Raw genomic sequence first — 15300 nt, forward strand, 5'->3', positions numbered from 1 at the left:
AACTATAAAAGGGCTACAAATAAAAATTTATAACCCCTTTTTATATAAAGAAATTTAAATACAGCTAAAAACTATTTAATTAAACAGATACAAATACTCTCCATAGCCTTCTTTCTCTAAATCCGCTTTAGCAACAAAACGCATTGCGGCTGAGTTCATGCAGTAACGTAACCCTGTAGGTTTAGGGCCATCACTAAAAACATGTCCTAGGTGAGAGTCAGCAAATTTACTGCGGATCTCGGTGCGTTTACTGAATAATGCAAAATCGTCTTCTTCGGTTATGTACGCTTTATTGATTGGTTTAGTAAAACTTGGCCAACCTGTACCAGATTTGTATTTATCGGTTGATGAAAACAACGGCTCACCACTGACGATATCCACATAAATACCTTCAGCTTTATTATCCCAATACGCATTATCGAATGGACGTTCTGTCCCTTCTTTTTGCGTTACGTAATATTGTTTATCCGTCAGCATCTTCTTAATTTCTGACTCTGATGGTTTGGCATACGACTTAACGTTTTGAGCCATTTTTTGCTCATCAATGTACTGACGTAATGTTTTGGGATTGTCTTCCCTGTCTTCACCAAATACTAAGTCTAGGTATTTATCGCGTCCTGAACCGTGGCGGTAATATTTATAACGCACAGGGTTACGCTTGTAATAATCTTGGTGATAGTCTTCAGCGACCCAAAATTTAGTAAATGGAATAAGTTCTGTCGCTAATGGCTTTGGAAACACCTTTGCTGCATCAATCGCATTCATGAACTCTTGAGCGATCACTTGCTGATCTTCATCATGGAAAAAGATAGCTGGACGATACTGTGGACCTCTATCAACAAATGAGCCTTTGTTATCCGTTGGGTCCATATGTCTAAACAGCTGATCAAGCACTTGCTCATAACTAACGATCTTTGGATCGAACGTCACTTGAATCACTTCAATGTGACCTGACTTTCCTGATGACACTTGTTTGTAAGTTGGGTTTTCAAGCTTTCCTCCGGCATAACCTGAAACCACATCCACCACCCCATCTAATTTTTCCAAATCAGATTCAGTACACCAGAAACACCCCCCAGCAAGAGTGGCGACTTCATAGTTACCTTTTATTGGTGTGGGCATATCCTCAGCCGTTGAAAAAAAACTCGTCATAGCAGCAAAAAATGAAGCAAACAGTAGAGCAACTGTTGTAATTTTTAATCGGGATCTCATATCAACCTCTTTATGGTTTCTTATTAATATAGTTATCAGAGTGATGTGCTTCGAAAAAGTTGCAATTTGTTATTAAACATTAATTCTTTGTTATTGCTTTTCGTTATTAAGATATAGCTCATAAATATGATAGTGCTGTCGGACGATTTATTGATTCAGTGCATCTTTCTAAGCAATTTCTTTGGTTAGAGTGGTTTTCTGTTCCCTTTCAATATAGAAGATAAATCATGACTCAAGTGAATCAAGAGCGTTTAATTAATCACTTTCTAGATATTGTTCAAATCGATAGTGAATCAAAAAATGAAAAAGCGATTGCAGAAGCACTTGCAGAACAACTAGGTGAACTGGGCTTTACCGTTACTAAATTACCTGTGCCAGAGCACATATCAAACGGCTTTAATATTTACGCAAGATTAGAAGGCGAGTTAGAGGGCAGCATTGTATTTAGCTCTCACATGGACACGGTAACTCCAGGTAATGGTATTGAACCGATTATTGAAGATGGCGTTATCCGCTCTAAAGGCAACACTGTACTTGGCGGTGATGATAAATCGGGTATCTCAGCGGTAATGGAAGCGGTACGTGTTATTAAAGAAAATAACCACGCACACAAAACGATTGAGTTAGCGTTTACTGTCTATGAAGAAGGCGGCTTACACGGCTCTAAAAACTACGATATGAGCTACATTCAATCTAACCACGCGATTGTGCTAGATTCAGGCGGCCCTATTGGCACTATTATTACTTCTGCTCCTGGTCAGCAAAACCTTAAAGTAACCATCACAGGCCGTCCAGCACACGCAGGTTTAGCGCCAGAAGAAGGCATTAATGCCCTAACGGTTGCCGCTGATGCAATCATGAACATGACACTTGCACGTATTGACGAAGAAACAACAGCCAACATTGGTGTGGTTCGTGGTGGTCAAGCGACAAACATCGTTATGCCAGAACTGTACATTGAAGGTGAAGCGCGCTCTCTGGATGATGTGAAGCTGGCAAAACAAGTTGAACACATGGAATCAACGTTCAAAGCAGCAGCAGATAAACACGGCGCTCAAATCGAGATTATCTCAACGCGTGCTTATAACGCTTACAAAATTTCAGACTATAATGCACACGTTGCTAGCATTAAAGAATCATTTGAGAGCATTAACATTAGTCCATTCACTAAATCTACTGGTGGTGGCTCTGATGCAAACGTATTTAATGAAAAAGGCTTAACAACCGTAAACCTTTCTACGGGTATGTCTAAAGTACACACTACAGAAGAGTTTATTAAAGTCTCTGATATGGTTGATATTACTCGTTTCTTAACGGCATATTTAACTCGTTAATATTTTTCGCTGTAATTTAAAGTAAACAAAAGAGCCACCCGAATGAAGGTGGCTCTTTTTTATAAATGATGCTGGTGATTTTATTTTCCGATCATAATTTGTTGAAACAACAAGCTGGTTTCACAAATAAAAAATAATCATGACGAAGGTATTAACAAATGGCCCCTAACATCCTATATTGATTTAATGAGTGGAACATCTCTCATCAATGAATGTTAAGGAATGACATTTGAAAAATAAAGGATTTACATTACTAGAATTAATCACCACCCTCGTGATTTTGGCGATTATTGCTGTTATTGCATTACCTAAATTCATCAATTATAAAAGCGATGCTAGCCAATCACTCATACAAGGTGTTGGGGGAGCTATCAAAACAGGGCTAGATTTAGCAAACGCTCGAATTCAAATAGACAATGCTGATTCAAGTATTGATTACTTAGGTAACACGATTCAATTAACCGCAGGACAACCAACAGCAAGTGCGGGGACATTGCGTGCCCTTTTAGATATTGAAGTCCCAACCTCTTGGACAAGACTTTGGAAAACAGTGCCTTGTGCAGAACCTGAATTTTGTATTTTAGGCAATATGTATCCTGGAAAATCAAATTATGTGCCCGTTCCCGGTTATGATTTAACGGGGAGCTTTGTTGGCGAAAATAGAGTTGCCTATATTTGGCCAAAAGGTTACTTATTAGAAACCGATGGTTGCTATAGCTTTTACATTAATAATGCTTCCACTAATTCTGTTTATTCAGGCTCAATAACCGATGGCTGTTAGTGCCATTGCCCTATTTCATTTATTCTTCTCAACTCTCTGAAAAGAAGATCTCTTTAATTATTGTAATTAAACCATTTTTTATTGGCTTTTCATTTTCAGATCTATGCAATGAAACAGCAATTAATTAACAAATAAAAATAAGAAGCAGTTCACGAAATAACCTTACAGAAGAAAAGCCGTTATCAAACCCAGTTATGATGAATCTTTCCAATATTTTCATATTAAAGGATTATTTATGAACTTCGTTGACGGTGTACTACACATCGAATCATTTTTGGCTATTACTCTCGGGATAATTGTTCTTTTCTTAGGCCGTCGTTTAACACAGATGAGCTATTGGCTAAAAGAATTTAGTATTCCAGAACCCGTCTCTGGTGGCATTCTTGTTTCTGTTCTTTTCGCTGTTCTTCATTACGTAACACAGGTTGATGTCTCTTTTGATTTAGCTACTCGTGATCTTCTACTGGTTTACTTTTTCACTACTATTGGTATTAACGCCAGCCTTAAAGATCTCTTTAAAGGTGGTAAGCCTCTCATCATTTTATTAACCATCACCATCGGGTATATGTTTATTCAGAACCTCACTGGCATAGGGTTTGCTTTATTGCTTGATCAGCCTGCCGTTTTTGGTTTGTTAAGTGGATCTGTTTCTTTAATTGGCGGTCATGGAACCGCTATTGCATGGGCACCAAAGATTGGTGAGCAATTCGATTTAAATACCGCTATGGAGATAGGCATTGCAAGTGCCACCTTTGGGTTAATTCTTGCCAGTTTAATGGGTGGTCCAATAGCAAAATATTTAATTAATAAACATAATTTAAAAGCGACTGAAGGCGAAAAGGTTGACGTTGGAACTCAACAAGATTCCAAGCAAACTCGCATTACCTCTTATGATTTTTTAGACGCGATGCTCGCCATTCACATCTGTATTATATTAGGGGCGCTCTTAAATGAAGTGGTCTCTGGGCTTGGATTAGATCTTCCTTTGTTCGTGAGTTGCTTGTTTGCAGGTATTTTAATTTCTAATTTAATACCAGCCTCTTACCCCCGCTTAACTGGTACTCGTTGGCCTGCTCGTAAACCTGCGGTTGCTCTGATTGCTGATATGGCCTTAGGGGCGTTTTTATCGATGTCTTTAATGAGTATGCAATTATGGGCTTTAGTCGACTTAGCGGGGCCTATCTTTATTATTTTGGCAGCTCAATTCTTTATTGCGATATGTATTGCCATCTTTGTTGTCTTCCCTCTTATGGGAAAAACGTACGATGCAGCAGTGGTTTGTGCCGGATTTGGAGGGATATCACTAGGGTCTACCCCAACAGCGATGGCAAACATGTCAGCAGTGGCACAAAAATACGGCAATTCACACCAAGCCTTTATTATCGTGCCTTTGGTTTGTGCCTTTTTTATCGATCTCGCTAATGCTCTTATTATTCCTTATTTTATTGGTATCGTCGGATAACACTTCCCTCTTCTAGAAAGCACTTCACATAAAAATGGCCAGACTTAACATCTGGCTATTTTTATGTGCCTAGAAAGCATGTATACAGACCTATTATGTCTATAAGTATTCACACTCTGTTCATTCTTATTAGATTATACTAATCTCATCTTATTATCGTTCAATAGGCCATTTACGTGATTTCATCATTATTTTCGCGCTTTGCAGTCATTGGATCTCTGGCAATATTAGGCGCATGTAGCCAATCCACCACAGACGCTAATTATGTACCATCCGATACTCTGCCTGACTACTCACAAAACAGCTTTCAACAGTACATGGATGAAACCAAACAGTGGTTAACTGAACATCGAGTATTTAAAAGTAACGATCTAGAAAAAGAACTTTCTGTAAATTTACCTTTTGAAATAAAGCCAAATAAGCCAAACGGAAAAGGCGTGCTTTTAGTTCATGGTTTGGGTGACTCCCCTTTTTCTTTTATCGATGTTGCTCAGCACCTAGCTGATCAAGGTTATTTAGTTCGCTCAATATTACTTCCAGGGCATGGCAGTAAAGTGGCAGATCTCATGCTGCCTAGTTTAGAAGACTGGCAAAATGTCGTTCATCATCATACCCAATTACTTAAAGCTCAAACAGATGAAGTGTGGCTTGGTGGTTATTCGACAGGGGCGAACCTTGTTACCTCTGAAGCTCTTAAAGACGATAATATCGCAGGATTACTTTTGTTTTCTCCGGCATTTAAACCGGGATCATCCACCGTTAAATTTGCAAAAATCGCAAGTTATTTTGTAACGTGGGCAGATCAAGATCCTGAAACTAACCCTATCCGTTATAACTCACTCCCAATGCACGGTGCTGCGGTTTATTATGATACGGTGAAAGTTGTCCAGCAGGATCTTAAGGGTAAAAAATACACCAAACCCGTATTTATGATAGCCAGTGAGGGAGATCATGTCATCGATACGACATTTGCAACCTCTGTTTTTAAAACCCAATTCACTAATGTTAAAAATCACTTAGTGTGGCAAGGAGAAAATACATTTCCTGCAAATAATGCCACTACATTTAGCATGAACCGTCCAGATCTAAAAATAGTCGATGGATCTCATATGGGGCTATTATTTTCACCTATAAATCCTGAATATGGCGAAAACGGAGCGGTGAGAATTTGCAGCAATGGGCAGACAGAAGAGCAAGAATTGGCTTGTGAAGAAGGCGCAGATGTATGGTTTTCTGCTTATGGCGTTAAAGAAGAAGGTAAGATTTTTGCACGCTTAACTTATAACCCTTACTTTGAACAAAGCATGGAAATGTTAGATCATGTCATGTCTAAAAAATAACGACAACAAGAAAGGAGATACTTTTAAGAAATGCATAAATAAACCAAACAGATAAACTAACTAAAGTTTACAAAGTAAAAGATAAAACATGTAAATCCTCTGTCAGATCTTCCTTTATTCTTACTTCTAATAAAGAAGATTGAGCTCAAATCAGAAGCATGATCAAGGGTGTATTCTTCTGGATCCTTAATTTACTTATACTATGCTACAACTAACTCAAGGTATGATTAATGGACTAACTATGAAAACAGATATCCGCTCCCCTCTATTCATTGCCTTAATGGGCATCAGTTTATGTAGCTTTGCTGAAAACCCTAATATATCAATACAATATTCAAAACCTTTAAATCAGCAAGAAATTACAATTCAGCAAACGATAAAAGAAAGTGGCATTAATGACACATTGACAGAACTTTCTAACGACTATTTCCCATTTAATAAAACAGTCACCATTCAATATGGAAGCACGGAAGGGCCACTCTATGACCCTAACTTTCATACGATACAGATCCCTTATTCGTTTTATCAAGAATCACTCGATTACTTTTCAAAAAATAAATACCAAGAACGCTTTGATAAATCGCCACAGTTAGGTGCCCTTGATACTCTACTTCATACTTTATTACATGAGGCAGGCCATGCTTTTATCGCTGATCAGAACATTCCGGTTTTAGGAAAAGAAGAAGATGCCGTCGATAACTTTGCAACCATCTTATTATTAAACTATGTAGATGATGGTGATGATATTGCGATAAGTGCAGCAGATATGTTTGCATTTGAGTCTGAGGATAGACCTGATTACTACGATTTCGGAGAGTACATAGATGAACATAGCTTTGATTTACAGCGCTATTTCTCTACCTTATGCCTTGTTTATGGTAGTGATCCAAAAAAGCAAAGTCATTTATTGGATGAAGTCGAAAACGATTATTTGAAGGATAGGAAAGAGTTTTGTGAGTTTCAATTTTATTCATTAAGTCAAAGTTGGGATCATTATTTTAAGCAAACAAACTAAATATAAGAAGCATGATCAAGGGATTGAATCCTACTTGATCATGCTTCTGGATCAATAAAAAAGCTTATTGAATGGCTTTAATATCTTCAGCCATTGATATTAGAGTTGATAAGATCTTCTCCCCATCGACTCGCAAGCCATTATGCTCATACTCACTGGTCATCCATGCTCTAGAGTTAGGAATAGACTTTAACGTTTCACGAGAGAAATCAAACTCAACAAACATATCATTGACATACGTTGCCGCAGCCATGGGAACCGTATTCTTTGCTAATTGCTCAACATTGTATAAATTTGGCCAATCAGACTTTGCCGCCAAAAGCTCTGCAGCTTCTTTTAATGGCTTTAAGGTTTCAAGCTGGTCAAAGAACCATGGATAGACCATTTCGCCGGTAAAACGCAGTGGAGCGCCTTTCTGGTGGTTAAATTGAGGATAACTCTCTCTCACTCGATGTGCTGACCACTTTGAAGCATTATGTTGACAATAAATCGACTCATGTAAAATCGCATACAGTGGATTAGTTAAATGCGCTTGCTGTGAAAGTACATAATTTAAAAAGCCATAACCTAATTCTTGTTGGCCATTTACATCGACAAAAGCTGTTTCTAATTGGAAATAGAGCTCTTCTGCTCCTCCCGCCATACCAAAACAGATACCCATTTGTTGAAATTGCTCAACGGTGAAGATCTGGCCATTGGGCAAAGTAACCGACTGATCGAGTAAGCTGTTTGCAATGCGATCACACATCTCTTGCGCTCGTGGGAAGCGAGCAAAGAATTCACTATTTTTATCTAACGTTCGTTTATATGTCGCATGATAAACATCATCAATATCACGTGTAATAGAAGGGATCCCACCAGTAATATACGAAGCCAGTAAACTATCAGGAAATAATGATAAGTAAGTTAGTGAGCAGAACCCACCAAAACTCTGGCCAATGATGGCCCATTTATCAACGTTAAAATGCTTTCTAATTGATTCAGCATCACGAACGATATTATCAGCTCGAAAGTGGCTTAAATATTCTGCTTGTTTTATTGGGTCTAAGTGTTGGATCGTTTGAGTGGTGATAGGAGAACTTAATCCCGTACCACGCTGATCCAATAAGATCACTCGATATTGTTCTAAGGCACGCTTTAACCAACCAGAATTACTGAGTGGGCGAGCAGCAGGAAAACCAGGCCCACCTTGAAAATAAACTAAATACGGAAGATCAAGATCGCTATTTTCTGTTTTTACTAATTCACGAGCATAAACGGAAACATGATCAGGGGTAGCGGTGTAATCATCATAATTAAGAGGCAAAGAAAAATGATGAGATTGATACTTTACACCATCAAGATAAAACGCGGGTTCTGAATGATTGAGCATGACATTTCCTTATATCAAGCTTACTTAGCTACCCAAAGATAAACTAAGTAAGTTATTATTTTAGTTATCTATTTTTTATTATTTTTCAGCAGCTACTACTGATATTTCAACAAGAAGCGCTTCACGAGCCATGCTCGCTTCAACACATGCACGCGCTGGAGCGTGACCTTCTGGCACCCATGCATCCCAAACCGCATTCATTTCAGCAAAATCTTTCATATCTTTAATGTAGATCGTGGCTGATAACATATGCTCACGAGAGCTGCCTGCTTGATCTAACAGTAGATCAACTTTATCAAGCATGGTTTGCGTCTGTTCTGCTATATCTTTGGTTGCATCTGCACAAACTTGACCACATAGATAAATCGTTCCGTTATGTTTAACGATACGGCTCATACGCTGCTTTGTTTCTTGACGTTCAATCATGCTTACCTACTTCTAAAATATTAAGGTGTAATTTAGAGTGCTAGAGTAATAAAAAATGAAAGGAAATACGAGGACTCTTCGCGTTAAAGCCTTATTTCATAATGGAAGAATGATCATGGAGTCATAGGATACGGGGAGTGCAAGAGGGATTTATAGATAGATAAAAAAACGGCGAGCACTAGGCTCGCCAATACGATTATTAAATTAATAAGCGTAAGATGTGTAACAATATGAGCCAATCTTTCGATTGGTAAAGGACAAAGGTTGTCTATTCATTTGTAATGATAGCTTTCAACCTTATTCTTTTGTCATCAACATGTCAGAGTACAGCCATAAATATGTCAACGATGTCACTAACCCGCCATTTCATCCAAAGCGCGTAAAACGTCTTGATCATAGTTCTGGAGAAAAACCAATTTACTGATCTTTCTTCGTACCGCAAGACCTGCGATCAAATTCTCAATCGACAAGTGTTTACCATGATCTTGACTATTATAAAATTCAATCGTTTTACTTAGTGTTTCGTAAGGTAAGATCTCTCCACCGACTTTTAAATAATCTAATTTTTCTTGCAGTTCTTTACACTCTTCAGAGATAGATGATGAACTGTGCCCTGTCATCGCTGACAACGCCATTATACTTCGTTCTAACGCTTGCTCTGAGGTATATTTGGTTAATGTTATCGTCAATTCATCAGCATTAATTTCAGCTGAATGTTTGCGAAGTTTTACACGACGACCTAAACGACCTGATTTATTGATGGTATTTCGTTTAATCGGTTCAAATTCACCATCAATGATCGTGGAAAGCTGATCAAGTTGCTGCTTAGGCATGATCTCATTACGTAATGGGTTTGGCATTGTTGGTGCCATGTTACGCTTCCCTGCATTCGTGGTTCTAGCTCGAGAATAGCGGATCACTTCTTCTGGATCACAACGAATATCAACTTGATAATCTGGTAATTTATCATTCTTATCAATCATTGAGATCGTTAGATGATAGCCCCAAAGATTTACAATAAATAATTCATCGGTCACTTTATCTTTTGCTAATTTTTTTAATTCTCGAATGAGATCTAAAGAAAATCGTCTCCAATCAACGTTACGAGCGAGTTTTTGATTTATCTCACTCAGGAGTAGGTTATCTGTCATTCGACGTGCTAGGCGGCTTCTGAAGAAGCTATAGAGCTGAAATACCAACGTATGTTGCTTTAAGATCTCTGGTGGAAACAAAAAGAAGTAATCTTTGGTTAACAATTCATCATAAAAGGAAGGCTCCCATACTAAGATATACAAATTAGGCTTAATTTTTATTTCACCGTCTTTGCCTTCCTTTGGTGCTTCATCTGATGCGGTAATCGTTCGAGCTAAAAAACGGAAACGATCACTTTTAAAGCCTTTTGGCATATTTTCACTTAACCAGCGACCTGTAAGTTCATGTAATTGAAAATCAGTAAATTCAATACGATCAATACTTTCACGAATTGAATCTCGAGCTGGTCCAGAGTCTTTTTTTCCACGTAAAGTTAAAATATCAGTGATATAAATGGGTGTTTTGTTTCCCATTGTTTTGGTTTGAATATGGTAATCATCTTGATTGTGATCATGATATTGAACAGTTAACGTAAACAGAGCAAAAAGAGTCATAAGATCATCAACAGTCATGATGTTTTTTGATGATCTTGTTTCTATGATCGCTTTAGTTCCAGAGATCGCAACCATGGCTTTTTGATAATTTTTACGTGTACGTGGTGGTGCTAATGCTTGATCTATAATACCAGCCCAATTTGTTGGAGATACAACGAATTGATCTGCTTCATCTCGCATACTTGGAGGAATGCTTAAACCATGTTCAGTTAAAAATTGGCGGTTTACTTGAGTTTGAGCGAGTGCTTTAGAACGTTTTTGTTTTTCTTGTTCATGACTTTGCTCTGATTTTAAACTTGTAATACCTAACGTTGAAATCAATTGAGATGGATTAATAAATTTATGCAGCATGGTTTTACCTGCTAATCCATGTTCGAATCGAACTGGATATTGCTCGAATAAACCGATACTCACAGCAGTACGTAAACGTTGCTGAATAGCTGCTCTAGTAAGATGTCCATCTGTTGTTTCTATAATCTCAGTTGTTGAAACTAAGCCATCAGTTGATGAAAATCCTTTTAATGAAATTAAATTCATTAATTCTAAAATACTTTTTGTCACACCTTTAAAATGTTGATATTGAGTAATCCAATCAACTAAATTTGTTGGTATTTCAAATAAGTGTCCTCCCTTGTGATCTCTTGGGAAAGGAATGTAGATCTTTTCGTTATCTGCTGTTTTTATATGATTCATTTTCAACTGACATTCATTGTATTTTAATCATTCTTTCGTATAGGTTAATGGAATTGGATCTTTAAATAAAGAAAAAAATTATTATTCTTTTAAACTGATCTTTATGATTAATACTGATCTATATGATTATATTGATCTATGATCTGGTTGGTTTTTTACTTGTAAGTCATTGTATATAAACATCTTATTTTTTTGCGCAATGAAAGCATGATCAAGAGTTCCTAGAAAGCATGATCAATAACAAGCCGGATCTATGATCACTAATATTCAAAAGCATGATCATCATCAATAAGAACCGATGATCAGGTATCTAACTGAAGAATGATCATGGTTTAAACACAAGTTATCCACAGAAAGGATCATTATTATGTGGTTTTTAGTGCTTTTCCATCTGTGAATTATATTTTAGAAGTCACTGTTGTATGTTTATGTGATTATTTCTGCAAATACGTTCGTTTTTGTTTTTATATACCCCTTGAGATCTTATTTTCAGACTTTATGTAGATCTAGAAAGAATGATCAAGTGGTATTCTAAATTTTCGAATCTAGTTGTTTGATGCTAGATCTTCTAGAAAGCCTTTTGGAATATACATTCTCTGTAATTTATGAGATGGACATCATGCTTCCGTGAAGTATATCTACTTGATCATGCTTCGTTCAATAGCTTTGAGCCCCAACTATGATAGGGTCTAATTACGCGATATTAATTATTATTTTTTGATTTTTTTATTGAAAATACAATAGCCGTAAAATATAGACCTAATTACACGCTTCCGGTAAAATTTACACTGTAAATCCCAGTTGGTGACAGTGTAACACTTTTACTTTTGTGAGTTTTGCCTCGTATTATCAAGATAAATAATGTTCTTTATTTAGCTAAATTACAGCTTTGTTAGTTTTTTTAAATTTTAATGTACATCACAGAATTATATTTGACGTTCAGCAATTAGTTGAAATTAACTGTTATTGCTGTACAATCCTTTTCATAGTTACATTACTGGCGGATATTATGAATAGAGAAAAAACCATTGCTAATTTAGCTGCATTGGCAGAGCAGACCCAACAAGTTCAATCTGATCGTATTGAATTGGTTCTTGAAGAAAGAAATGATGAGCATTTTCCTCCAATGTCTAAAGCAATGATGGAAACTCGTTCTGGTTTAACGAGAAGAAAGTTAGATGAAGCAATTACTCGTTTAGAATCTGAAGGTCATCAATTTACAAAAAATAACGCTAACCATTATTCTATTTCATTAACAGAAGCTCATATGTTAATGGAAGCGGCGGGTATGCTTTCTTTTCATGAACAGAAAAAAAATGTAAATAATAAGCCTTGGGTTGTAAATGTTCAGAACCAAAAAGGGGGAACAGGTAAGTCAATGAGTGCTGTTCACCTTGCTGCTTGTCTGGCTCTAAATTTAGAAAAACGTTACCGTATTTGCTTAATCGATTTAGATCCACAAGGGTCTCTTCGTTTATTTTTAAACCCTCAAATCAGTGTTTCAGAGCAAGATACTATCTATTCTGCTGTTGATATCATGCTTGATAACGTGCCAGAAAATGAAGTTATTGATGGTCAGTTTATGGCTAAAAATGTGTTGTTGAACACGCAATATCCGAATTTGAAAACTATTTCAGCTTTCCCTGAAGATGCAATGTTTAACGCAGAAGCATGGCAGGATTTATCAACAAATGGTTCTTTAGATATTGTTAAGCTATTGAAAGAAAAGGTTATAGACCCAATTGCTGATCAATTTGATGTGATCATGATCGATACGGGTCCGCACGTTGATCCATTGGTATGGAATGCCATGTATGCGTCTAACTCATTATTAATTCCATGTGCAGCTAAGCGTTTAGATTGGGCATCAACTGTAAACTTTTTCCAACATTTACCAACCGTGTATGAAATGTTCCCTGAAGATTGGCATGGTTTAGAATTTGTTCGTCTTATGCCAACTATGTTTGAAGATGACAATAAAAAACAAGTGTCAGTACTCACTGAAATGAATTATTTATTGGCTGACCAAGTGATGATGGCTACGATCCCAAGAAGTCGAGCATTTGAAATTTGTGCTGATACCTACAGTACTGTTTTTGATTTAACGGCAGCTGATTTTGAAGGTGGTAAAAAAACATTGGCAGTAGCTCAAGATGCAGTGAAAAAGTGCGCTTTAGAGTTTGAACGTGTTTTACATAGCCACTGGAATTCGTTAAATAAAGGGGAGTACTAACCGATGGCAATTAAAACATCAGACTTAAATGCAAAATTGTTTGGTAAAACGAATAAGCGCAGAGCTACAACCCCTGTTGAAGCTCAAAAAGCAGCAAAATCTCAAGCTCAAGTTATTGAACTAGCGGTTGCTGGTGAAGACATGGTGACGTTTGAATTACGTAAAATTCCGGCAAAAGAGGTAAGTAACGCTACCGTTGTTTTTGCTGAAAATGCACGCGAACAGTCTTTTTTAACTGAACATGCCTTATCTGATATTCTTTCAACACTGCGTGATCGTGGTCAGCAATACCCTGCGGTTGGTCGTATTGTTGAAGGTGGAAAGATTGAAGTTCTCGACGGTAGTCGCCGTCGTATGTCGTGTATTTTAGCTGAGCAAGATTTCTTAATTTATGTAGCTGAAGGCATTAATACGAAACACGCTAAGTTTCTTTCTGATGTCGCTAACGCACATAAGCCGCTTTCTTTATATGAACGTGGTAAAGAAATGCATGCAATGTTGGCTCGTGGTGATGTGGCTGACCAAAAAGAATTAGCAAAAGTATGTCAGTGTAGTGAAGCTTTAGTTAGCGGGGCTCTAAAAGCCGCAACGTTGCCTTTAGAATTACTTCAAGCTTACCCAAGCGTGAGTGAAATAGGCCGTCCTACCGTCGTTAAGCTTCATAAGCTCTATAATACGTTATCTAAAGAGGAACAAACCGTATTGCTTAATCAGTGTGCTGGAGATCAAGGTGCTCTTTGGATGCGTTCTACTGCACTTGGCGTTAGCCGAATGACAAAAGAAGTAACTGAACTTATTGAAGTTTGGATTGAAGATTTATTACCAAAAGCAGAACCAACAAAACCGTTAAGTACGGAATTAGTGAAAGGTCGAGCATCTTATAAACGTAAAGGTTCAGCATTAACAGTCAGCTTAAAGAAAGTAGATGACGCGTTAATGGAAGATATTTTGGCGTATATAAGTCAAAGAGTGTCTTAATACTTTTATTCTTTAATAAAAAAGAGCCTGATTTAATAAACTAAATCAGGCTCTTTTTTTATGTATTCGTAATGCAGTTTAATTAATGAATATTAAACTAATGGTGCAAGATCCGCTGGGCGATAGTTTACAGACTTTAATACTTTGCCTTGTTTAATTACTTTATTTTCTAATTCTACGTTCTTAGCACATTTAGCGATAATGAATCCGCCTTTTTCTGTAGACATTAATTCAATGCCTTGCTCTGCATAGAAGTCGTAAGTTGCTTGATATTCTTCTATTGTTTTACATACTTTACTCATGTTACTTGAATGTACTTCATCCCAGCATGGTAAAAAATCGATATTTAGATTTTTAGCAACGTTTAATAGTAAATCTACTAAGTAAGAGATACTTAAATTATCTTCTAAATTCACAGTGCCTAGATGGACAGCACGTCCCATTAATACATAAACGGTATCGATGATAGCATCAGCCTGCTCTATCTTACTGTCAGCTTCCGCTAACTCTGTTAATTCTTCAATCGCTAAAGAAGTATGCAGTAGGTCATTTTTTTCATCTAGTGATTCAGGAGCTTCAACTGCTAAGTCAAATGTGGTTCTAAATTGAGATATATCTTTATATAACTTTTCGTAGATAGGTTGTGTTAGTTGACTTAAATGCATTTTTTTTCCTAAATGATGAAATCTTAAATGTAATAGCTATTATACCTTTTCCCTATTTGTTGCGTCATACTTTCTTTCTGAATAGACAGTAAATATCTATCTCATGCTACAATTTACCTCTCATCTTTATTATTTTTAATGGA

12 protein-coding genes are annotated in these 15300 nt (G+C 37.0%); 7 read left to right on the plus strand and 5 right to left on the minus strand.

Going from position 1 to position 15300, the window contains the following annotated elements; genetic code table 11:
- Positions 1–75: 75 nt before the first annotated feature.
- Positions 76–1212 carry a peptide-methionine (R)-S-oxide reductase MsrB gene (gene msrB / locus A6E06_RS10515; RefSeq protein WP_065592293.1) on the minus strand — a complete coding sequence of 379 codons (1137 nt, stop codon included), beginning with the start codon at positions 1210–1212 and terminating at the stop codon, positions 76–78.
- Positions 1213–1439: 227 nt separating this feature from the next.
- Between msrB and A6E06_RS10520 the strand changes: the two genes are divergently transcribed.
- The 5 genes from A6E06_RS10520 (at position 1440) to A6E06_RS10540 (ending at position 7144) form a co-directional block, all read left to right on the plus strand.
- Positions 1440–2546 carry a M20/M25/M40 family metallo-hydrolase gene (locus A6E06_RS10520; protein ID WP_065592292.1) on the plus strand — a complete coding sequence of 369 codons (1107 nt, stop codon included), beginning with the start codon at positions 1440–1442 and terminating at the stop codon, positions 2544–2546.
- Positions 2547–2775: 229 nt separating this feature from the next.
- On the plus strand, positions 2776–3327 hold the full coding sequence (locus tag A6E06_RS10525; RefSeq protein ID WP_065592291.1) for a type II secretion system protein: 552 nt from the start codon (positions 2776–2778) through the stop codon (positions 3325–3327).
- A gap of 235 nt (positions 3328–3562) precedes the next feature.
- Positions 3563–4789 carry a sodium/glutamate symporter gene (gene gltS, locus A6E06_RS10530; RefSeq protein WP_065592290.1) on the plus strand — a complete coding sequence of 409 codons (1227 nt, stop codon included), beginning with the start codon at positions 3563–3565 and terminating at the stop codon, positions 4787–4789.
- Between the two features lie 224 nt (positions 4790–5013).
- Positions 5014–6129, plus strand: a complete 1116-nt coding sequence (locus A6E06_RS10535) for a carboxylesterase (RefSeq protein ID WP_255312075.1) — start codon at positions 5014–5016, stop codon at positions 6127–6129.
- Between the two features lie 241 nt (positions 6130–6370).
- Complete coding sequence (locus A6E06_RS10540; RefSeq protein ID WP_065592441.1) at positions 6371–7144, plus strand: DUF4344 domain-containing metallopeptidase; 774 nt, start codon at positions 6371–6373, stop codon at positions 7142–7144.
- 64 nt (positions 7145–7208) lie between these two features.
- Here A6E06_RS10540 and A6E06_RS10545 read toward each other — a convergent pair whose 3' ends face one another.
- The 3 genes from A6E06_RS10545 to A6E06_RS10555 all read right to left on the minus strand — a co-directional run bounded on the left by A6E06_RS10545 (position 7209) and on the right by A6E06_RS10555 (position 11281).
- On the minus strand, positions 7209–8516 hold the full coding sequence (locus A6E06_RS10545; RefSeq protein ID WP_065592288.1) for an alpha/beta fold hydrolase: 1308 nt from the start codon (positions 8514–8516) through the stop codon (positions 7209–7211).
- 78 nt (positions 8517–8594) lie between these two features.
- Positions 8595–8942, minus strand: coding sequence for a RidA family protein (locus tag A6E06_RS10550; protein WP_065592287.1), 348 nt, complete (start codon positions 8940–8942; stop codon positions 8595–8597).
- A 353-nt stretch (positions 8943–9295) separates the two neighbouring features.
- A complete protein-coding gene (locus A6E06_RS10555; protein WP_065592286.1) occupies positions 9296–11281 on the minus strand; it encodes a replication initiator protein RctB domain-containing protein in 1986 nt (661 codons plus the stop codon).
- A 1009-nt stretch (positions 11282–12290) separates the two neighbouring features.
- Between A6E06_RS10555 and A6E06_RS10560 the strand changes: the two genes are divergently transcribed.
- Together A6E06_RS10560 and A6E06_RS10565 are read left to right on the plus strand one after the other, a co-directional pair.
- On the plus strand, positions 12291–13514 hold the full coding sequence (locus tag A6E06_RS10560) for a ParA family protein (RefSeq protein ID WP_065592285.1): 1224 nt from the start codon (positions 12291–12293) through the stop codon (positions 13512–13514).
- Between the two features lie 3 nt (positions 13515–13517).
- A complete protein-coding gene (locus A6E06_RS10565; RefSeq protein ID WP_065592284.1) occupies positions 13518–14492 on the plus strand; it encodes a ParB/RepB/Spo0J family partition protein in 975 nt (324 codons plus the stop codon).
- 92 nt (positions 14493–14584) lie between these two features.
- Here A6E06_RS10565 and A6E06_RS10570 read toward each other — a convergent pair whose 3' ends face one another.
- A complete protein-coding gene (locus A6E06_RS10570; RefSeq protein WP_065592283.1) occupies positions 14585–15157 on the minus strand; it encodes a nucleoside triphosphate pyrophosphohydrolase family protein in 573 nt (190 codons plus the stop codon).
- Positions 15158–15300 lie beyond the last annotated feature (143 nt).

The sequence above is a fragment of the Aliivibrio sp. 1S175 genome, assembly GCF_001690985.1.
Lineage (GTDB): Bacteria > Pseudomonadota > Gammaproteobacteria > Enterobacterales > Vibrionaceae > Aliivibrio.

Coding starts and splice junctions, on each gene's coding strand:
- A6E06_RS10560 (WP_065592285.1), top strand. CDS start 12,291: ATGAATAGAGAAAAAACCATTGCTAATTTAGCTGCATTGGCAGAGCAG.
- A6E06_RS10550 (WP_065592287.1), bottom strand. CDS start 8,942: ATGATTGAACGTCAAGAAACAAAGCAGCGTATGAGCCGTATCGTTAAA.
- msrB (WP_065592293.1), bottom strand. CDS start 1,212: ATGAGATCCCGATTAAAAATTACAACAGTTGCTCTACTGTTTGCTTCA.
- A6E06_RS10570 (WP_065592283.1), bottom strand. CDS start 15,157: ATGCATTTAAGTCAACTAACACAACCTATCTACGAAAAGTTATATAAA.
- A6E06_RS10520 (WP_065592292.1), top strand. CDS start 1,440: ATGACTCAAGTGAATCAAGAGCGTTTAATTAATCACTTTCTAGATATT.
- A6E06_RS10555 (WP_065592286.1), bottom strand. CDS start 11,281: ATGAATCATATAAAAACAGCAGATAACGAAAAGATCTACATTCCTTTC.
- A6E06_RS10545 (WP_065592288.1), bottom strand. CDS start 8,516: ATGCTCAATCATTCAGAACCCGCGTTTTATCTTGATGGTGTAAAGTAT.
- A6E06_RS10540 (WP_065592441.1), top strand. CDS start 6,371: ATGAAAACAGATATCCGCTCCCCTCTATTCATTGCCTTAATGGGCATC.
- A6E06_RS10565 (WP_065592284.1), top strand. CDS start 13,518: ATGGCAATTAAAACATCAGACTTAAATGCAAAATTGTTTGGTAAAACG.
- gltS (WP_065592290.1), top strand. CDS start 3,563: ATGAACTTCGTTGACGGTGTACTACACATCGAATCATTTTTGGCTATT.